We start from the raw sequence: 19286 nt of genomic DNA, 5'->3' as shown, positions 1-19286 counted from the left end.
ACACCACTCCGGGCACACCAACCGCGCGCCCGACGGCGGACGGCTCTCCGGCGCGGGTATGCCTTCACTCATCGCCGGCCCCATGGTCGCCTGGCACCTGCGCCAACAGGCCGTGAAGCTGCTCAACCAGTTCGGCCGCCTGCGGTACCGACAACTCCGCCCAGGCGTTCCCGGCCCGGCACGCCGCGTGAATCCCCACCATGGGACCGAGAGCGTCAGCGCTGATGAGGTAGGTGACGATCAGGCCGCCTGCCCGGCTGTCGCCAACCCGATGCATGGGGCCACGATGACGGCGAGCCATGTGGGCCAGCACCGGCGGCACCAGATAGCCGCAGCGGTCAGGGGCACACCAGTCCGGGTGACTCACCACCGCAGCCGGCTTGCTCGTGTGCCTCATCGGGGCCACCGCTCAGCGTTGCCCCGGTACTGCTGGGCGCGCGTCAGCAGTGGCGCGTACCGGAGCGCGGGCAGCTCCCGCGTCGGAACCGTCAAGCACCACGCCGCGTGCCTGGGCAAAGGCGACGGAGCGTTGCTGCCGGCGGCCCGGTTCGCTGGGCGTCGCGAAGACCACCAGGACGACAACCAACCGCGACGACGATGAGAGCCGGACATCGCACCTCCACAGGTAGGCGAGGACCGGTGGCCGACCACGGGGGAATGCAGCCGGCCACCGGCCCGGATGAAGGCACGGCGCACCGTCCGACGCCGGACGGGTCGGGTATCGCCGAGCCAACTTGTACGCGCGGCTACCGCAACCGGTCCGACAGGACGCCGCGCATCATGTGCGACCAGGGCCGGCGCGAGACCACCCCTGACACGAGCCGTCACCATGACCGCACACTGGGAAACGTACCTACAAGTGGATGTGTTGTCCATACGTCGAAACGGGTCGCTTGGTTGGCACTTGGTAAGACAAGTGCCAGGTACGGTGAGCAGGTGCCCACCCCGCACTACGGCCAACCCCGCTACCGCTTGATCGCCGACGAGCTGCGGCAACGCATCGAAAGTGGCGTCATACCGCCGGGCACCCTGCTACCACCCGAGAGCGCCCTCACTACTGAGTTCCGGGCTAGTCGTGGCACGGTGCGCCAAGCCATCGCGGCCCTGCGGGATGAACGCCTGGTCGCAACCGAGCACGGCCGCGGAACGTACGCAAGCCCTCGCCATTACGGCAGTGAACCTGATGAGGCTTCCCCACTGGAGACACGAGAGCGTCAGGTCGGAGCAGATCCGGAGCTTGCAGCTCTCTTCGCTGTCGAGGAGGGCTCGACCCTAGTCGAACATCAAAAGATCACCCGAGCAGGCGGAGCCGTCCGAACAGTCGTCAGAACCTATCGACTGATCGAGATGAAGCGGTAGCTATCGTTCGCACTTTCGACACATCCTCAAGGCGGCCGGCAACGCGTCCCACGTGCCGCCGCCTGGGCGCGCGTCCGACGCTCCGCTGTCACTCCACGTCGGCGGCGGTGACTTACCCCACGGTGCGGCGGTGCGATGGCCGCCGTGCCCCGGCCGGCTGCTCGCCCACAAGCCTTAACCACACTCGGCGCTACCGTCGGCGGCCCCGGGGGTCCCGCTCTTAACGCCAGCAGACGGGCGTGTTCCGTGGCCGGCCGTGGTGGGTCATCGAACTTCCGGCTCGCACCGCTAGCGTCTGACGCGATAGCCTCCGGCTTGCAGAAATTGGAGTACATGGGTTGCCATCACGAGATGACCGGTCAGCTGATTTGCTCGGCCCGGCGGATGAGCAGGCTTGCCATGGGCTCACATAGCTCCTCGTCGGCGACATGGGGGACACCAGTGACTGTGACGCAGGCGATCGCGGAGGAGCAGGTCGTAAAGTCGCGGCACCGTGTCAAGACGTACGGTGAGGTCTTTACACCGCGTCACATGGTGGACCGGATGCTCGATTTGGTCCGCGAGGAGTTGGAGGCGGGCCCCGACTTTGTCGACAAGACCTTCCTTGAGCCTGCGGCCGGCCACGGCAACTTCCTGGTCGCGATCCTGCACCGCAAGCTCCGTGCGGTCGAGAAGAATTACGCACCCGAGGAGCGGCCGGAGGCGTCCTTGTTCGTCCTCGCCTCGATCTACGGTATCGAGCTGCTGGAGGACAACCACCGAGACGCCAAGGAGGCCATGCTCACCGAGTTCTTGCACTTCCACGAGCAACACGGTGTCCCATGTGACCCGGATACGAGCCTGAGGAAGGCCGCGGCCTTCCTCATCGACACAAACCTCGTTCGTGGCGACACTCTGACCGGCCTGGACTGGCGAGACGAGAAGATCCAGTTCTCCTGGTGGAACCGGATCACGGATGCCCCCGGGATGGTTCAGCGCGAGCCGTTCACGCTCGCCTCGCTGCGCGAACAGACCTTTGACTTCACCGTCTACGACAGCTACCGGGCTTGCAGGATCGACAGGGTCCATGAGGGAGCGAGGGCCAATGCCTAGTCCGAAGATCAGGACGTTCCGTGAGATCACCCCGCTCATCTACTCCTGGACGACACCGGACATCCCAAAGTACGCGGGATGGGAGAAGATCGGGTACACCGAGCAGGCGACCGCAGATGCGCGCATCGCGCAGCAGGCATCCCAGTTGTCCGTCGAGAAGCAGAAGAAGTGGGCGCGGCGGGCCCTGTTCACGTCCGAGGCCGGTGGGCGCTTCACGGACAAGGACTTCCACGCCTACCTGCACCAGCAGGGCGTGGAGCGCGAGACCACGCCAAAGCGGACTGAGTGGCATCACTTCAAGATCGCCCCAAGGACGTCGCTGGAGTACTTCAACGACTTCGCCGGCCAGGACTTCGCCCACCTCCAGCACGGCGCCGAGAAGGACGACTACGTCCTGCGCCCCGAGCAGCGAGCGGCCGTCGACCAGGCCGTGGTCGCCTTCGAAGCCGGGAAGACCGAGGTGCTGTGGAACGCCAAGCCGCGATTCGGCAAGACGCTGACGACATATGACCTGATGCGGACCCTGGACGTCCGGCGGGTCTTGATCGTCACCAACCGCCCAGCGATCGCGAACTCCTGGTTCGACGACTTCACGCGCTTCATCGGCCACCAAACCACGTACCGGTTCGTCTCGGAGTCGCCATCACTGGCCGACCGTTCACCCATGACTCGCGAGCAGTGGCGTGCCTTCTTGTCCAACTGTCAGGACGAGGACCCGCGCATCGTGGAGTTCTTCTCGCTGCAGGACCTCAAGGGATCGCAGTACTTCGGCGGCTCCTACGACAAGCTCAAGCACATCGCCCAGTCCGACTGGGACCTGCTGGTGATCGACGAGGCCCACGAGGGCATCGACACCACCAAGACCGACGTCGCGTTTGACCAGATCAAGCGCAAATGGACGCTGCACCTGTCTGGCACGCCGTTCAAGGCGTTGGCCTCCGGCAAGTTCGACCAAGACCAGATCTTCAACTGGTCATACGAGGACGAGCAGGCCGCCCGCAAGCAGTGGGGGGAGGAGGGCCAGGAGAACCCGTATGCGGCGCTGCCGACGCTCAATCTGCTGACCTACCAGATCTCACGGATGATCACCGAACGTTTGACCGAGGGCGTCGCCATCGACGAGGACGAGGCGAACATCGACTACACGTTCAACCTTAACGAGTTCTTCGCGACCAAGGACAACGGGTTCTTCGAGCACGAGACTGAGATCATCAAGTTCCTCGACTGCCTGACGACCAACGAGAAATACCCGTTCTCCACGCCTGAACTGCGAGACGAGGTCCGCCACTCCTTCTGGCTACTCAACCGCGTCGCCTCTGCCAAGGCTTTGCAGAAGCTGCTCAAGACCCACGACGTCTTCAAGCACTACACAATCATCCTGGCCGCCGGCGACGGGCGCTCCGACGACGACACCGACCCCGTCGCGGCCGGCAAGTCTCTGGACAAGGTGCGCGACGCCATCGCAGAGGCCGAAAAGTCGGATGGCAAGACCATCACCCTATCGGTGGGACAGCTCACCACCGGCGTCACGGTGCCCGAATGGACCGCAGTTATCATGCTGTCCGACCTGTCCTCCCCGGCCCAATATATGCAGGCGGCATTCCGGGCGCAGAACCCCTGCACCTTCGAGCGTGCCGGACACGTGTTCCAGAAGCAGAACGCGTACATCTTCGACTTCGCGCCCGAGCGCACGCTGACGATTTTCGACGCCTTTGCCAACAACCTGCACCCGAGCCCTCCGGGCGATCAGGGCGTGCGGCAGGAGAACATTCGGCGGCTGCTGAACTTCTTCCCGGTCCTGGGCGAGGACACCGAGGGCCGGATGATCGAGCTCGACGCTTCCCAGGTCCTGACCTTCCCGCAGGTGTTCAAGGCCCGCGAGGTCGTGCGCCGCGGGTTCCTGTCGAACCTGCTGTTCGCGAACGTCGCCGGCATCTTCCGGTACTCCGAGCACGTCAAGGAGATCCTCGACAAGCTGCCCACTGCGAAGCAGGGCAAGGTCACCAACGGGCAGCCCATCGAAATCCCGCAGCCGCCGCCCGTCACCGACCCGGAAGGAAGGGTCCAGGTCGACGTGGAGACCGTCATCAACCCCAAGGTCGCCGAGCTCGGCAAGCCCGTCTATAGCACCGAGGACATCCCAGCCGTCGAGCCCCATGCCCCTGCGCACACAGCGGCGACCCAGATCGCCAAGGCGGTGACCGAACAAAGCCGCAAGAAGCGCGAGGAGCTGAAGCAGGCCTACGGGCTCACCGCCAAGCAGGTCGAGCGCGACGAAAAGCGCACCGAGCAGGCCGTAAAGGACCAAGTCGAGCGCGCCTACACCGAGCACAAGATCGCCAGCAAGCATCTGGAAGACGAGCTAAAGAACGCCGTCACCGAGGCCGAGGCCCAGGTAGTCGAGGCCAAGCGAGCCGAGCAGGACAAGGCGTTTAAGACGGACATCCTGGCCATCGTCGAGGGGACCATGGACTCGATCGTGCCCGAGGTGGTGACGCGCGAGGAGACCAAGAAGGAGCAAAAGCGCGCGAACCAAACGATGGACGACGCCCGCTCCCACCTGCGGGGATTCGCCCGCACGATCCCCATGTTCCTCATGGCATACGGTGGCCGTGACATCCGCCTGTCGAACTTCGACGACTACACGCCCGACGACGTTTTCAAGGAGATCACAGGAATCACCGAAGCCGAGTTCCGCCTCCTGCGCGACGGCCAAGAGGTCACCGATGAGAACGGCACTGTCACGAAGATCCCAGGCCTATTTGACGAGGCGGTCTTCGACCAGTCCGTCCAGGAGTTCCTGGACAAGAAGGAGGCCTTGGCCGACTACTTCGACGACGCGCAGACCGAGAACATCTTCGCCTACATCCCGCAGCAGAAGACATCTCTGGTCTTCACCCCACAGTCCGTTGTCAAGCTGATGGTAGACGCCCTCGAAGCCGAGAACCCAGGCATCTTCACCGACCCAACCAAGACCTTCGCGGATCTGTTCTCCACCGCCGGACTGTTCCTGATGGAACTGGTGCGCCGTCTCGACACGGGCCTTACTGATGTGTTCCCTGACCAGGACGTCAGGCTGCGGCACATCCTGACCTCACAGGTCTTCGAGATGAGCCACAACGAGATCCTGCACCGCATCACCATCGAGGCTGTCTCCGGCGGCGTCCCGCATCGCAAAGCCTGGATCGAGGACTCCGGCCACTTCAGCGTCGGCGACCTCGCCCGAATGACCTCTGAGGAGCGCCAGAACATGGTTGACCGCATGCTGACGGAAGGACACTGACCGTGAGCAAGAAGTTCGACGTCGTCATCGGGAACCCTCCCTACCAGGAAGAGGCCCAGGGCGAGGGAACCCGCGATACCCCGGTCTACCACCTGTTCATGGACGCGGCCTACGACGTAGGGACGAAGGCCGTCCTAATCACCCCGGCCCGCTTCCTGTTCAACGCAGGTTTCACGCCCAAGGCGTGGAACGAGAAGATGCTCGCCGACCCGCATCTTACGGTGCCGATCTACGTCCGAGACAGCTCGGAACTCTTTCCAGGCACCAAGATTCGCGCAGGGATCGCCGTGACGTACCGAGACGCGGAGCGTGCAGGCACGCCGATCGAGACCTTCACGGCGTACAACGAACTCAACTCGATCCTGCACAAGGTGCGAGAGTCAGGAACGGCATTCATCGAGACTTTGGGCATCACGAGCTCACGCTCGTACCGCTACACGGACAAGTTGTACGAGGACCACCCGGAGGCACTCAAGCTGCGCCCGGAGGGCAACACCGCCCTGGTCAACACGAACGCGTTTGAGCAGTTCTCCTTCCTCTTCTACGACAGCCAGCCTGCCGACGATCATGAGTACATTGAGGTCCTCGGCGTGATCAAGAACAAGCGATGCCGTCGATGGATTCGTAGCGAGTACATCACAGGCCCGGAGAGCTTCGACAAGTACAAGGTCGCGCTCCCAGCCGCGAATGAGAGCAACAAGCTTGGCTGGATGGCGGCCCCAGAGGTCGTCGAACCTGGCGTTGCCGTAACCCAGACGTTCCTGACCATCGGCGCGTTCGACACAGACACCGAGGCGCGGTCCTGCCTTTCTTACCTCAAGACGAAGTTCGCTCGGGCCATGCTCTATATCTTAAAGGTGACCCAGCACAATCCTCGCGCTACCTGGCGGTTCGTCCCGGCGCAGGACTTTACGACCGCATCTGGCATCGACTGGACCAAGTCGATCCCCGAGATCGACGCCCAGCTCTGCGCCAAGTACGGCCTTGACCGCAACGAGATCGCCTTCATAGAGGAAGAGGTTACGTCGATGGGCTGATACTCGGGCGCGTCTGCTGATCGCGGCTCGACTACTACGCGAACTGGGCCGCTGCTCGGCGCGCGGGAGTCGCGTCGCTGTACCACGGCGAAGGTTTGGAAGTACGTCCCCCTGCAGGAATTCACCGCCTCCTCGGACATCGACTGATTCAAGCCGATTCCGCAGATCGACCGAGAGCTTATAAGCGAGACGTCTTCGCTCCCCTTTTGCCCCCTCTCGCCCCTCTCGCCCACCCCTCTCGCCCCCCTCTCGCCCACGCCGTTGCCGACTTCCTCTGTTCTGGATCAAGGCGCCGCGCTCCGCGCGCCGCGGGGGCGGTAACCCGGCCGGCGGCAAGCCGCCCCGGCCGCCTTCGGCGCCGGGGCGGAGAGCCACCGACTGCCGCCGGACCGCCGCCCCAAAGGGCGACACGATCACGGCCAGGCGGTACGGAAGCCGAACGGGTCAACCTGCTCGACGGTCAGGGCTTCCGACTGCCGCGCCAGTCCAACCCCGGGACTGGCTTGCCCCCGGCCTACCTCCCGAAGCCAGCGAGACGCCACCGCAGACCCCTCAGCCAGTCGCTAAGCGCACGGCCCACCCCAGCCCGGCAAGCACCACCAACGTCAACGCTCGCGTCCTCAGAGGAGCCCTCGCGGCAAGATCGACCTGCCCACCATCTGCCCACAACCAGTCGTCAACGGCTGGACTCAGCCGGACTCCACCAGATCAACGAGAACGGCCCCCGATCAGCATCTCTGCTGGTCAGGGGCCGCATCTGCACCTGGTGGCGGGTAGAGGATTCGAACCTCTGTAGCTTTCGCGACGGATTTACAGTCCGCTCCCATTGGCCGCTCGGGCAACCCGCCAGGGCACGCCCCCGCATCGTGGCGCGGCGGCGGAAGCAAGGATAGCGGCTCGACCCGCCGAGTCCGCAACCGGGTACCGTCAGGGTGCCGCACCCCTGGGCAACAGGGGATGAAAGATCCCAGACCGGCCGGACAGCAGGAGTATGAGGATGGCAGCAAACCCTTCGTTCGACATCGTGAGCAAGGTCGATCGCCAGGAGGTCGACAACGCCCTCCGTCAGGCGGGCAAGGAACTCGGAACGCGTTTCGACTTCCGGGGTACAGGAGCGGAGATTTCCTGGTCGGGTGAGGAGGCGATCAGCCTCCAGGCGGAGACTGAGGAGCGCGTGCGAGCCGCGCTGGATGTCTTCAAAGAGAAGCTGATCAAGCGCAACATCTCACTCAAGTCGTTGGACGCGGGCGATCCCCGTTCCTCGGGCAAGGTTTTCAAGATCGACGCCAAGGTGATCCAGGGGATCGACCAGGACAAGGCCAAGGTGATCAGCAAGAAGATCCGCGACGAGGGCCCCAAGGGCGTCCAGGCCCAGATTCAGGGTGACCAGTTGCGCGTCACCGGCAAGAAGAAGGACGACCTTCAGTCCGTCATCACGCTACTCAAGGGCGAGGATTTCGGTGTCGCCCTTCAGTTCGACAACTATCGCTGAATCGCCCGGTACCGGCCCGCGCCGCCAGCCCCTCGGCGACGGCTGGCGGCGGGCCAGGCGGCTCGTACCCGCGAACGACCGGGACGCTCAGCCGGGCGCCTGACGACTCAGGTGTTCCCAGGCGCGGTACTCCTCGACCCGGGTCTGCTCCATCTGCTGGACGATGTCGTAGGAGCGGCTGCCGACGATCAGGCGCAGCGGCGGATTGGGCAGGTCCGCAAGGGTCATGATGACCGGCGCGGCGGTCTCGGGGGCGGGGCCGGCGTCGTCTCCCCAGAGTTCGGCCAGCTTCGCCCGCAGTGGTTCGTACGCCGGGTGGGGCGTCGTCGCCGTCGTTCCCACCGTGTAGAGGCCGGTGTCGTAGCCCCCGGGTTGCACGATGGTCACCTTGATGCCGAAGGGTTCGAGCTCCATCGCTATCGACTGGCTGAGCGCGTCGAGCGCCGCCTTGCCGGCCGCGTAGAAGCCGACGGAGGCCACCCCACCGCCGCTGCCCATCGAGGTGACCTGTAGGAGATGGCCGGCTCCTTGGGCGCGCAGGTGCGGGACCACGGCCTGGGTGACCCAGACGGCGCCGAAGAAGTTGGCGTCGAAGTGGCGCCGGATCTGTTCCTCGGTGGTCTCCTCCAGCATGCCGAGCAGCAGGCCGCCGGCGTTGTTGACCACCACGTCGAGCCGGCCGAACGTCGCCACCGCCCGGTCCACCACCTGCTCCACCGCAGCCCGGTCGGCCACGTCGAGCGGCAGGCCGACCAGGGTGTCCGGGTGGCGCCCGGCCAGTTCCGCCAGCGGGCCGACGTCGCGCGCCGCGCCGATCACGCGGTCGCCCGTGGCCAGCGCCGCCTCGGTGATCGCCCGGCCAAGGCCGCGCGTGGCGCCGGTTATGAACCACACCCGGGGATCCACCATCGTCCCCACCCCCTCCAAATAACTAGACGAGACGTTCCGTCTCGTTCAGCCAGTCTGCGTCGCCGACGGGGAATCGTCAAGACGGACCGGCTCGTCTCGTTTCGGGTACGCTCCGTGGATGCCATCCACCCCACAGCGGCCCCGCCGGGGAAACCGACCCGACCCTGCGCGGCGTAGCGAACGGAGCCGGGCGGCCATCCTGCGCGCCACCCGCGAACTGGTCTCCGAGGTCGGCTACCCCCGGCTGAGCATCGAGGCGATCGCGGTGCGGGCCGGCGTGGGCAAACAGACGATCTACCGATGGTGGCGGTCCAAGGGTGCGGTGGTCTTCGACGCGTTCCTGGCCTTGAGCGAGGGAGCCGACGGGGTGGTGCTGCCCGACACGGGCGATATCGAGGCCGACCTGAAGGAGGTGCTGCGGGCCACCGTCGCGGAGTTCGCCGATCCCGTGTTCGAGGCACCGATCCGGGCGCTCAACATGGAGATCGTCGGCGACCCCGAGTTGTCCGCACAGTACCGGGAGCGACTGGCTGCCCCGGTGGACGAGGCCAAGAAGGAGCGCCTACGCAGCGCGCAGCGAGCCGGGCAGATCCGCGCCGACGCCGACCTGGATCTGGCGCTCGAACTGCTCTATGCGCCGCTCTACCAGCGCTGGTTGTTACGCTCCGCGCCGCTCACCGCCGAGTATGCCGACGCGCTCGTCGACCACGTACTCCGCGCGCTGCGAACCTGACGGGCGGCGCACAAACCCGCCCCGCCCAGGGTCAGCGGCCGAAGACCAGCAGCAGCACCAGAGTCAGGATCACGCTGACCATGATCGAGCCGAGGCAGCCCAGCCGGTTCGAGAAGAAGGCGAACACGGCACCGTCATACCCGCCCGTACCGCGGTCAGACGGTAGCCGAGGCGTCTAGGCGTACCGCGGCTGCTTCCGCGCGGGCGATGGGGCCGGCGGGCAGGGCGGCGACGCCGGCACCGACGGCGACCGCCACCCCGGCGAACAGGAAGGCCCAGGGCACGCCGCCGGCATGGTCGACGATGAGGCCGGAGACGGCACCGCCGACCGCGCTCGCGCCGACCGACATGGTCACCACCCAGGTGTACGCCTCGTTCAGCATGCCGGTCGGCGATATCCGTCCGACCAGGGTGTTCTCCAGGGTCAGCGCGGGTGCGATCGTGGCACCGCCGATCAGCAGGGCCACTCCCAGCGCTCCCGGCGTCGGCATCACGGCGAAGACGACGAAGCTGCCCGCGACCCCGGCGAGCAGCCAGGCGAACATGCGGGTCATGTTGCGTGCGGGCCGACGGATGCCGAACCCGAATCCACCGATCGCGCTGCCGATCCCCCAAACTGCCAGCAGCACGCCGGCGAGGCTGTCCGGATCGTCCGGGGCGTACCGGGTGGCGAACGCCGGGACGGTCACCCCCGCCGCGCCGAAGGCGATGCCGAGGCCGGCCACGCAGAGCAGCAGCGGCGGGAAACCGCCGACCCGCAGCGGGCCGAGTCCACGGGCGTGGTGTTCCCGGGCGTGCGGCTGCCAGCCGCGCATGGCCTGGCCGAGGGCCACCGCCACGGTGCCGACCAGGGTCACCACGGCCGCACCGATCAGCGCCGCCCCGGCGTCGGCGACCAGGACGAAGCCGGCCACCAGCAGCGGACCGAGCACGAAGACCACCTCGAACAGGGTGGTCTCCGCGGCGAGCGCGGTGTTACGCAGGTGGTACCGGCCGGTGGCGACGCTGGTCAGGTCATTCCAGGCACCGCGGATCGCCGCGGTCATCGGCGGGCACGTCGCACCAGCCACCGCCGCGGCGAGCAAAACCAGCGTGAAGGGGGCAGCGTCGGCGCGGGCCGACCGGAGCAGCCCGATCAGGGCCAACGGGTGGGCGATCGCGGTGCCGAGCAGCACCGGGGTGGGACCGATCCGGTCGGCGATCCGCCCGGCCACCGGGCTCAGCGCGGCACCCGAAAGGGCGTAGCAGCCGCCGGCCAACGCGGCCAGCGAGTAGCGCCCGGTGACCTGCTGTACGACGAGCAGCAGCGCCAGCGGAGTCATGCCGATCCCGAGTCGTCCGATGATGCCGATGATCAGCAGCGTCGGCGCGCCCGGGATCTGCCAGACACTGAGATACCGTCGCAGCCCAGCCACAGCGGACCTCCACGAGTGTAATGAGCGAGAGCCGTTTGAACCCTAACGCCCGCCACCCACCCGCCCCGCAACCCCGCCCCGCCTCGTCGATCTAGGGCCAAGTGTTGCTTGTTGATCCCCCGGGACGACGAAATGCCCTAGATCGACGTGCCTGGCTGACCGGTGGTGCCCGCCTTGACTGTGTGGTGCACGATCACTCTTTCGGTGCACGGATGCGTGGATCCGCTGACCGGCACGACACGGGATACCCGCCAACCATCCGTCTCATGACTCAAGGTACCTGAGCGACAGCCATGGGTGGGCCTGGCGGCGTGGTCGGGCCGGTGGCGACCCGTCGCGGTTCAGCTTCCGGCTAGGTCGAGCACCGCCTGCGGCGCGAAGCCGACGACCACGGCGACGACGGTCGCCACCGCTAGGGCGGCGGCCACCGCGCGGGCCGGTCGGACGGCGGGGGCCGCGACCTCGCCGGACGGGGCGTACAGCAGGGCGGCGACCCGCAGGTAGTAGGCCAGGCCGATGACCGCGTTCACCGCCACCACCAGGGCGAGCCAGCCGGCGTCACCGCCGAGCAGCGACCGGACCACCGTCACCTTGGCGAACAGCCCGGCCAGGCCGGGCGGCAGGCCCGCCAGCCCGATCAGCGCGAACGCGAGGCCGGCACCGATCCACGGATGGCGCCGCGCCGCGCCGCGCAGGTCGTCCAGGTTGCCGCCGTCCGCACCGGACGGCCGCAGGGCCACCACGCCGGCGAAGGCCGCCAACTCCAGCAACACGAAGAAGACGGCGTACACCAGGGCGGCGGCGTACGCGCCGGTCCGGGCGTCGGCGTCGGCGGCCAGCGCCAGCGCACCGAGCGGAGCGAGAATGTAGCCGGCCTGCGCCACCGAGGACCAGGCCAGCAGCCGCACGGTACGCCGCTGACGCAGCGCCACCAGGTTACCCACGGTCATGGTCAGCACGGCGACCAAAGCCAGTATCGGCCCGGTCACCTGGTGCGGCAACGCATGCTGCACCACGGCCAGCAGGGCGACCACCCCGCCGAGCTTCGACGCCGTCGACAGGTAGGCGGCCACCGGCAGTGGCGCCCCGTCGTAGGTGGCCGGAGCCCAGGCGTGGAACGGCACCGCCGCCACCTTGAATGCCAGCCCCGCCACCACCAGCGTCACCGCGACCGTGGTCAGCGGCAGGTCGAGCAGGTCCGGGCGGTCGGTGATGATGGCACCCAGCCGTTTCAGGTGCAGCCCGCCGGTGGCCGCGTAGAGCAGCGCGGCGCCGAGCAGGGTCAGCGTGGTGGCCACCACGCTGACCACGAAGAGGGTCACCGCCGCCTCGGCGCTGGCCAGGCTGCCCCGGCGCAGCCCGACCAGGACGTACAGCGGCAGGGTGAGCACCTCCACCGCCACGATCAGGGTGATCAGGTCACCGGCCGCGCCGAGCACCACGCCGCCGGTCATCGAGCAGGCGAGCAGGAAGCAGAACTCCCCCACCGGTGTCCGCCCGGCCCGCAGCAGCGGCCCGGACAGCGCCAGCACCCCGAGTACGAGCAGCGGCACCAGCGCGGCGACCAGGGCCGCCCGGCCGCCGAAGACAAACGAGCAGTCGACGCCGACGCAGAAGGTCCGCCGCTCGGGCCCGGAGCCGACCGCCGCCGCCCCCAACACGGTGGCGAGCGCGCCGGTGCCGGTCATCGCCACGGTCGCCACCGGCCGAGCCAGCAGCAGGTCGACCAGAAGCACCAGGACGGCCGTCCCGGCGGCCAGGTACGCCGGCAGCAGCGCCACGTTGTCGACGCTCTGCACCAGGCTCGGCTCACTCATCGCAGCACCCCCAACAGGGCCTCGACCGGGGCTTCGGCGACACCCAGCACCAGCGTCGGCGCGAGCCCGACGGCCAGCACGAGCAGCACCAGCGGCGTCCAGGCGGCCAGTTCGGCCCCGGCCAGTCCCGGCCTGAGCGTGGCGACCGCCGGGCTGGGTGGTCCGTGGGTCACCCGGCGCAGCAGCCGGAGCAGGTAGGCCGCCGTCAACGCCCCGCCGACCGCGGCCAGCACCGCCAGCGTGGTCCAGAGCGCGCCACCGGCCTCGACGGCGGCGACCACCGCGAACGCCTCGCCCCAGAAGCCGGCCAGCCCGGGCAGTCCCAGCGAGGCGACCGCCGCGAACGCGAGCAGCCCGGACAGGCGCGGAGCGGTCTCGCGCAGCCCGGCCAGCTTCGTGAGCGCGCCGCTGTGGGCGCGGTCCTTGATCGCTCCGGCCAGGAAGAACAGCAGGCCGGTGATGATGCCGTGGGCGACGTTGCCGATCAGCGCCGCCTGGATGCCGGTGGCGGTCAGCGTGGCGACACCGAGCAGCACGAAGCCCATGTGCCCAACGCTGGAGTACGCGATCAGCCGCTTCAGTTCGGTCTGCGCCAGGCAGACCAGCGAGCCGACCAGGATGGCCGCGACGGCGAGCACACCGAGCACGGGCGCCGCCCAGCGGGCACCCTCGGGAGCCACCCCGACGGCGACCCGGATCAGGCCGTACGTGCCCATCTTGAGCAGCACCCCGGCGAGCAGCACGCTGCCGACGGTGGGTGCCTGGGTGTGCGCGTCGGGTAGCCAGGAATGCAGTGGCCACAGCGGGCTCTTCACCGCGAAGGCCAGGGCGAGCAGCGTGAACGCGGCGAGTTGGGTGTTGCGCGACAGGTCGGTGCCGCCGGTCAGCGCCACCACGTCGGCGGTGCCGGCGGCGGCCACCACGACGTACACGCCGACCAGCAGCAGCACCGAGCCGAACAGGGTGTAGAGGGCGAACTTCCGGCCCGCCCGCCGCCGCGCGTGCAACGCCGCCGGGTCGGTGCCGTCGCCGCCCCAGCCCACGATGATCGCGTACATCGGCAGCAGGACGACCTCGAAGAAGAGGAAGAACAGCACCAGGTCGAGCGCGAGGAAGGTGCCGAGGATGCCGACCTCGACCACCAGCAGCAGCGCCACCAGGGCCCGCCCGCTACCACCGCCGGGCACTTGCCAGAGGCTGTATCCGCAGCAGAGCAGGGTGAGCAGGGCGGTCAGCACCACCAGCGGCCAGGAGATGCCGTCCACCCCGAGGTGGAAGCGCAGGTCCAACCCGGGCACCCAGGGCAGGTCCACCGAGTGCCAGGGACGCACCGCCCCGGCGGTGTCGTCCGTCGAGTATCCCGACCGGCCGCCGACCAACGCCACCGCGGCGACCAGGGTCAGTCCGGCGGCGACCGTGCCCACCACCCGGGCAACCCGGTCACCCGGCGTGGCGGCCACCGCCAGGGCGCCGAGGACCGGCACCGCGAGCACCGCGACGAGCAGGAGATCTCCGAAGCTCATATCGCGACTCCGATCAGGGCGGCGGCCAGGCCGATCAGCAGCGCGCCGGCCAGCACCGCGGTGAACGCCCTGGGCAGCGCCGCCCGATGCAGGGTGCCCAGCCCGCCACCGAGTGCGCGGGCGGCCCGCCCGGTGCCGGTGACCGTGCCGTCCACCACCCGCTCGTCGACGGCCCTCGCCACCTCGCCAAGAACGGTTGTCGGGCGTACCACCAGGGCGTGTTGGACGTCGTCGAGCCGGAACGCGCGGGCGAAGACCGGCCGTAGCGGGCCCAGCGCCGCCGCCGGATCGTCGGTGTCGTCCCGCCGCCAGCGCGCCCAGGCCAGCCCCACCCCGATGCCCAGCAGCGCCAGCGGCAGCAGCACGGTCGGCGCAAAGTGGATCAACCCGTCGGGCGGCATCAGATCCGACACCGCGTCGGGGTCGGCCGGCAGCGGACGTTGCAGCCGGGTGGAGAACCAGCCCGGGAAGCCGGCCAGGCCGAGCAGGGCCGCCGGTACGGCCAACACCAGCACCGGCCAGCGGAGCACGGCGGGCGGGTCGTGCGGGTGGGCCAGCGGGTCGCGGGTCGCGCCGAAGAAGGTACGCAGCAGTAGCCGGGTGGCGTACCAGGCGGTGAGGGCGACGCCTGCCAGCCCGGCGAGCCAGACCAGCCAGCCCACCCAGGCGGGTGCCGGCCCGTCGCCGTGCAGGGCGGCGCCCTCGGCGGCGGCGAGCACGCCCTCCTTGCTCCAGAAGCCGGACAGCGGGGGTACGCCGGCGAGCGCGCCGAGGCCGATCAGCGTGCACCAGAAGGTCACCGGCATGGACTGCCGCAGCCCACCCATCCGGGACATCGACGTGGTGCCGACGGCGTGGATCACCGCGCCCGCGGCGAGGAACAGCAGCGCCTTGAACGCGGCGTGGGTGAGCAGGTGGAACAGCGCGGCGGGCGGCGACCCGACGGCGAGTGCGCCGGTCATGTAGCCGATCTGGGAGACCGTCGACCAGGCGAGCACCCGCTTGATGTCGTCCTGCGCGGTGGCGGCGAGCGCGCCGAGCAGCAGGGTGATCGAGGCCATCACCCCCAGCACGGCCAGCGCGGTCGGGGCGGCCTCGAACAGCGGCCACAGCCGGGTGACCGCGTACACGCCGGCGGCTACCATCGTCGCGGCGTGGATCAGGGCGGAGATCGGGGTGGGGCCGGCCATCGCGTCGGGCAGCCAGGTGTGCAGCGGGAACTGGGCGCTCTTGCCGGCCACCCCGGCGAGCAGCAGCAGGCAGGCGGCGGTGAGCGTGCCGGTGCCGTGGTCGTGGGCGAGCACGTCGGCGATCCGGAAGCTGCCCGCCGAGACGCCGAGCAGCGCGATGCCGAGCAGGAAACCGACGTCACCGACCCGGGTCACCAGGAACGCCTTCATCGCGGCGGCCGGTGCTTCCGGCAGTCGCCGGTCGTGGGCGATGAGCAGGTACGAGCAGAGCCCCATCACCTCCCAGCCGACCAGCAGCAGGATCAGGTCCCCGGAGACCACCACCAGCAGCATGGCGGCGGTGAAGAGGCTCACCTGCGCGGCGTACGGCGGGTAGCGGTGATAGGTGTCGACGTCGTCGTGCGGCCCCCGCTTGAGGTAACCGGTCGAGTAGACCTGCACGGCCAGGGCGACGGTGGTGACCGCGACCGCGACCAGCGCTGCGGCCCCGTTGAGGCGTACCCCGGCGGTGACGGTGAGCCCACCCACCTCGATCCAGGTGGTCGAGGACTCGGCCGCGCCGTCCAGGGTGGCCAGCAACGCCACCGCCAGGGCGAACGCGCCGGCCGCGCCGGCCACCCCGAGGGCGACGGCGGCGCGACGGGCCGTCTCCTGGCTGATCGTCGTCCCATGCGGCGAGGGCGGCAGCAACAGACCGGCCAGGCCGGCGGCCAGCGGTACGACCGGCAGCAGCACCCCCAGCAGGGTCGTGGTGCTCACCGCTGTCCCTCCGGTTGCTCGCTGAGCGGGATCGTGTCGACGGCGACGGTGGTCCGCATCCGGTAGAGCTGGAGCACGATGGCCAGCCCCACCCCGATCTCGGCGGCGGCCAGCACGATCACGAAGAGCGCGAAGACCTGACCGCCGTGTGGCAGCACCGCCCGGACAGTGGTGTCGGCGGTGATCAGGATCAGGTTCACCGCGTTCAGCATCAGCTCGACGGCCATCAGCACCAGCACCGCGTTGCGCCGCCGCAGCACGCCGTACACGCCGAGGCCGAAGAGCAGCGCGGCGGTGACGTACGGGATGACCGGTCTCACCGCGACCGCCCCTGATCCCCGGTCGCCGAACCGTCGCCGGCGGACCGGTCGGGGTCCTCGGATCCGATGTCGGGGCGGGACAGCACGATGGCACCGACCAGCGCCGCGAGCAGCAGCACCGACAGCAGTTCGAAGGGCAGCACCCAACTGCCGAAGACCTGCTCGCCGATGCGTTCGGCGCTGCCCGCCTCGGGCAGTTCCACCGCCGTCCAGCGGTACGCGTCGACCAGCAGCGCCGCCAGGCCCAGCCCGGCCCCACCGCCGATCAGCGCGGCCGGCCATCCGGGACGGTCCAGGTCGTCCGACGCGCCGACCGGCGCGCGGGTCAGCATCACGGCGAACAGCAGCAGCACCACCACCGCGCCGACGTAGATCAGGACCTGCACCCAGGCGACCAGTTCGGCGGTGAGCACGAGGTACACGCCGGCCACCGCGCCGAGGCAGACCACCAGATAGAGGCCGGCGCGGACCAGGTGTTTCGTCGTCACCACCAGCACCGCCGAACCGACCGTCAGCGCACCGAGCGCGAGCAGCAGCGCGTCCACCCCGGTCACGCGGAAGCGCCTTCGCCGTCGCCGGTCGGGCGCTCGGGGCGTACCGCGGGGGCGGTCGGGCGGTCGACGGGCGCGGCGGGAACCGCGGCCTTACGTGCGGCGGCGGTCTCCTCCTTGGCCGGCTCACCGTTGCGGTCGTGGGCGGGCGGCGGCGGCACCGTGGCCATCCACTCGCCCAGGTGGTCCTTGTCGTGCAGTAGGTCCTTGATGTCGTACTCGGCGTACTCGAACTCCGGGGACCAGTAGAGCGCGTCGAAGGGGCAGACCTCGATGCAGATGCCGCAGTACATGCAGAGCGAGAAGTCGATGTCGAACCGGTCGAGCACGTTGCGCTGGCGCGGCCGGGCGGCACCGGGCACCGCCACTTCCTCCTTGTGCGAGTCGATGTAGATGCACCAGTCCGGACACTCGCGGGCGCAGAGCATGCAGACCGTGCAGTTCTCCTCCGACAGCGCGATGACCCCGCGTGAGCGGGGCGGCAACTCGGGGGCGACGTCCGGGTACTGCGCCGTGGTGGCGCGCTTCGTCATCGTCTTCAAGGTGACGGCGAGGCCCTTCACCAGGCCGCTGCCGGGCAGACCGGTCGCCTCGCTTCGCTCGCTCATGACGAACATCCTGCCCTGTGCCCACCGCGTGCGCGACCACCACCCGGGGGTAGGTGTTGGTACCGGTCCTCAGGAAGACCCACGCGGTCTCGCCCGCCCACCGGGCCGACCGCCTGAGATTCCGACATGATGGAACCGACGACTCGGCACATCTGGAGGCGACATGGGCGAGGACGGTAGGCGCACCGGCGGCAGGTACGTCCAGCCGGGCGGCGATTTCAACCGGGACCAGAACTACATCACCACCCGGATCACCGTCGACGGCCACGACCGCTACCCCGTCGAACCCGGCCGGTACCGGCTGGCCGTGAGCCGGGCCTGCCCCTGGGCCAACCGTCTGATCATCGTGCGTCGGCTGCTGGGCCTGGAGGACGCCATCTCGATGGCGGTGGCCGGGCCCACCCACGACGCCCGGAGCTGGACCTTCGACCTCGACCCCGACGGACGGGACCCGGTGCTCGGCATCGAGCGCCTCCAGGAGGCCTACTTCGCCCGTTATCCGGACTATCCGCGCGGCATCACCGTGCCGGCCATCGTCGACGTGTCGACCGGCCAGGTGGTCACCAACGACTACGCCCAGATGAGTTTGGACCTGTCCACCGAATGGACCGCCCACCATCGACCCGGTGCCCCGCAGCTGTACCCGGAGCACCTGCGCGCCGAGATCGACGAGGTCAACGCGGTGGTCTTCACCGACGTCAACAACGGCGTCTACCGGTGCGGCTTCGCCGGCAACCAGGCGGCCTACGACAAGGCGTACCGCCGGCTGTTCGACCGGCTCGACTGGCTCGGTGAGCGACTGACCGGACAGCGTTACCTGGTTGGCGACACCATCACCGAGGCCGACGTGCGGCTGTTCACCACGTTGGTCCGCTTCGACCCGGTCTACCACGGACACTTCAAGTGCAACCGGCAGAGGCTCAGCGAGATGCCGGTGCTGTGGGCGTACACCCGGGACCTGTTCACCACGCCCGGCTTCGGGGACACGATCGACTTCGACCACATCAAGCGGCACTACTACGAGGTGCACCGGGACATCAACCCGACGGGAGTGGTGCCGCTCGGCCCCGACCTGTCGAACTGGCTCACGCCGCACGGTCGGGAGGCCCTCGGCGGGCGCCCCTTCGGCGACGGCACCCCACCGGCACCCCCCTCGTCCGCCGAGCGCGTCGAACCCGCCCACACCCCGCTGCCCTGA

Annotated in this window: 16 protein-coding genes and 1 tRNA gene; 7 read left to right on the top strand and 10 right to left on the bottom strand. The window is 68.8% G+C overall.

Annotation, left to right across the window (positions count from 1 at the left end):
• Positions 1-64: 64 nt before the first annotated feature.
• Positions 65-397: a hypothetical protein gene (locus ACFHWY_RS01790; protein WP_416578295.1), complete on the bottom strand. Its 333-nt coding sequence runs from the start codon at positions 395-397 to the stop codon at positions 65-67.
• Positions 398-597: 200 nt separating this feature from the next.
• On the opposite strand from ACFHWY_RS01790, the gene ACFHWY_RS01785 reads away from it, so the two are divergent.
• From ACFHWY_RS01785 to ACFHWY_RS01770, 4 genes are all read left to right on the top strand, one after another.
• Entirely contained in the window at positions 598-1359 is a 762-nt protein-coding gene (locus ACFHWY_RS01785) for a GntR family transcriptional regulator (RefSeq protein WP_416578294.1), read from the top strand.
• Between the two features lie 351 nt (positions 1360-1710).
• Positions 1711-2451 carry a hypothetical protein gene (locus ACFHWY_RS01780; protein WP_416578293.1) on the top strand — a complete coding sequence of 247 codons (741 nt, stop codon included), beginning with the start codon at positions 1711-1713 and terminating at the stop codon, positions 2449-2451.
• Positions 2444-5734, top strand: a complete 3291-nt coding sequence (locus ACFHWY_RS01775) for a DEAD/DEAH box helicase family protein (protein ID WP_416578292.1) — start codon at positions 2444-2446, stop codon at positions 5732-5734. The genes ACFHWY_RS01780 and ACFHWY_RS01775 overlap by 8 nt, the downstream gene beginning before the upstream one ends.
• Before the next feature lie 2 nt (positions 5735-5736).
• Entirely contained in the window at positions 5737-6771 is a 1035-nt protein-coding gene (locus tag ACFHWY_RS01770; protein WP_416578291.1) for an Eco57I restriction-modification methylase domain-containing protein, read from the top strand.
• A 764-nt stretch (positions 6772-7535) separates the two neighbouring features.
• Here the strand turns inward: ACFHWY_RS01770 and ACFHWY_RS01765 are convergent.
• A tRNA-Tyr gene (locus tag ACFHWY_RS01765) sits at positions 7536-7619 on the bottom strand.
• Between the two features lie 149 nt (positions 7620-7768).
• Here ACFHWY_RS01765 and ACFHWY_RS01760 point away from each other — a divergent pair.
• On the top strand, positions 7769-8263 hold the full coding sequence (locus tag ACFHWY_RS01760) for a YajQ family cyclic di-GMP-binding protein (protein WP_416578290.1): 495 nt from the start codon (positions 7769-7771) through the stop codon (positions 8261-8263).
• Positions 8264-8350: 87 nt separating this feature from the next.
• Here ACFHWY_RS01760 and ACFHWY_RS01755 read toward each other — a convergent pair whose 3' ends face one another.
• Complete coding sequence (locus ACFHWY_RS01755) at positions 8351-9172, bottom strand: SDR family NAD(P)-dependent oxidoreductase (protein ID WP_416578289.1); 822 nt, start codon at positions 9170-9172, stop codon at positions 8351-8353.
• Between the two features lie 118 nt (positions 9173-9290).
• Between ACFHWY_RS01755 and ACFHWY_RS01750 the strand changes: the two genes are divergently transcribed.
• A complete protein-coding gene (locus ACFHWY_RS01750; RefSeq protein ID WP_416578288.1) occupies positions 9291-9905 on the top strand; it encodes a TetR/AcrR family transcriptional regulator in 615 nt (204 codons plus the stop codon).
• A gap of 155 nt (positions 9906-10060) precedes the next feature.
• On the opposite strand, the gene ACFHWY_RS01745 is transcribed toward ACFHWY_RS01750, so the two are convergent.
• The 7 genes from ACFHWY_RS01745 to ACFHWY_RS01715 form a co-directional block, all read right to left on the bottom strand.
• On the bottom strand, positions 10061-11320 hold the full coding sequence (locus ACFHWY_RS01745; RefSeq protein WP_416578287.1) for an MFS transporter: 1260 nt from the start codon (positions 11318-11320) through the stop codon (positions 10061-10063).
• Positions 11321-11661: 341 nt separating this feature from the next.
• Positions 11662-13137 carry an NADH-quinone oxidoreductase subunit N gene (locus tag ACFHWY_RS01740; RefSeq protein WP_416578286.1) on the bottom strand — a complete coding sequence of 492 codons (1476 nt, stop codon included), beginning with the start codon at positions 13135-13137 and terminating at the stop codon, positions 11662-11664.
• The gene (locus ACFHWY_RS01735; protein WP_416578285.1) at positions 13134-14660 is read right to left on the bottom strand and encodes a complex I subunit 4 family protein; all 1527 of its coding nucleotides are present in this window, start codon (positions 14658-14660) and stop codon (positions 13134-13136) included. Before ACFHWY_RS01735 ends, ACFHWY_RS01740 begins: the two co-directional genes overlap by 4 nt.
• Positions 14657-16609 (bottom strand): NADH-quinone oxidoreductase subunit L, encoded by a 1953-nt coding sequence (locus ACFHWY_RS01730; RefSeq protein ID WP_416578284.1) that lies wholly within the window; start codon positions 16607-16609, stop codon positions 14657-14659. The genes ACFHWY_RS01735 and ACFHWY_RS01730 overlap by 4 nt, the downstream gene beginning before the upstream one ends.
• On the bottom strand, positions 16606-16929 hold the full coding sequence (gene nuoK / locus ACFHWY_RS01725; protein WP_416578283.1) for an NADH-quinone oxidoreductase subunit NuoK: 324 nt from the start codon (positions 16927-16929) through the stop codon (positions 16606-16608). Before nuoK ends, ACFHWY_RS01730 begins: the two co-directional genes overlap by 4 nt.
• Positions 16926-17483: an NADH-quinone oxidoreductase subunit J gene (locus ACFHWY_RS01720; RefSeq protein ID WP_416578282.1), complete on the bottom strand. Its 558-nt coding sequence runs from the start codon at positions 17481-17483 to the stop codon at positions 16926-16928. The genes nuoK and ACFHWY_RS01720 overlap by 4 nt, the downstream gene beginning before the upstream one ends.
• Positions 17480-18088 carry a NuoI/complex I 23 kDa subunit family protein gene (locus ACFHWY_RS01715; RefSeq protein WP_416578281.1) on the bottom strand — a complete coding sequence of 203 codons (609 nt, stop codon included), beginning with the start codon at positions 18086-18088 and terminating at the stop codon, positions 17480-17482. Before ACFHWY_RS01715 ends, ACFHWY_RS01720 begins: the two co-directional genes overlap by 4 nt.
• Positions 18089-18251: 163 nt before the next feature.
• Here ACFHWY_RS01715 and ACFHWY_RS01710 point away from each other — a divergent pair, with 163 nt between their 5' ends.
• Positions 18252-19286, top strand: coding sequence for a glutathione S-transferase family protein (locus ACFHWY_RS01710; protein WP_416578280.1), 1035 nt, complete (start codon positions 18252-18254; stop codon positions 19284-19286).

It is taken from the genome of Micromonospora sp. LOL_024, from assembly GCF_048060415.1.
Lineage (GTDB): Bacteria > Actinomycetota > Actinomycetes > Mycobacteriales > Micromonosporaceae > Micromonospora.
Note: the sequence above shows the minus strand (reverse complement) of the source record. Positions and strands in the feature narration are given on the sequence as shown.

Bases quoted from the DNA above. Each gene is read 5' to 3' on its own strand.
- ACFHWY_RS01790 (WP_416578295.1), bottom strand. From the start codon at position 397: ATGAGGCACACGAGCAAGCCGGCTGCGGTGGTGAGTCACCCGGACTGG.
- ACFHWY_RS01785 (WP_416578294.1), top strand. From the start codon at position 598: ATGAGAGCCGGACATCGCACCTCCACAGGTAGGCGAGGACCGGTGGCC.
- ACFHWY_RS01780 (WP_416578293.1), top strand. From the start codon at position 1,711: ATGACCGGTCAGCTGATTTGCTCGGCCCGGCGGATGAGCAGGCTTGCC.
- ACFHWY_RS01775 (WP_416578292.1), top strand. From the start codon at position 2,444: ATGCCTAGTCCGAAGATCAGGACGTTCCGTGAGATCACCCCGCTCATC.
- ACFHWY_RS01760 (WP_416578290.1), top strand. From the start codon at position 7,769: ATGGCAGCAAACCCTTCGTTCGACATCGTGAGCAAGGTCGATCGCCAG.
- ACFHWY_RS01755 (WP_416578289.1), bottom strand. From the start codon at position 9,172: ATGGTGGATCCCCGGGTGTGGTTCATAACCGGCGCCACGCGCGGCCTT.
- ACFHWY_RS01750 (WP_416578288.1), top strand. From the start codon at position 9,291: ATGCCATCCACCCCACAGCGGCCCCGCCGGGGAAACCGACCCGACCCT.
- ACFHWY_RS01740 (WP_416578286.1), bottom strand. From the start codon at position 13,137: ATGAGTGAGCCGAGCCTGGTGCAGAGCGTCGACAACGTGGCGCTGCTG.
- ACFHWY_RS01735 (WP_416578285.1), bottom strand. From the start codon at position 14,660: ATGAGCTTCGGAGATCTCCTGCTCGTCGCGGTGCTCGCGGTGCCGGTC.
- ACFHWY_RS01715 (WP_416578281.1), bottom strand. From the start codon at position 18,088: ATGAGCGAGCGAAGCGAGGCGACCGGTCTGCCCGGCAGCGGCCTGGTG.
- ACFHWY_RS01710 (WP_416578280.1), top strand. From the start codon at position 18,252: ATGGGCGAGGACGGTAGGCGCACCGGCGGCAGGTACGTCCAGCCGGGC.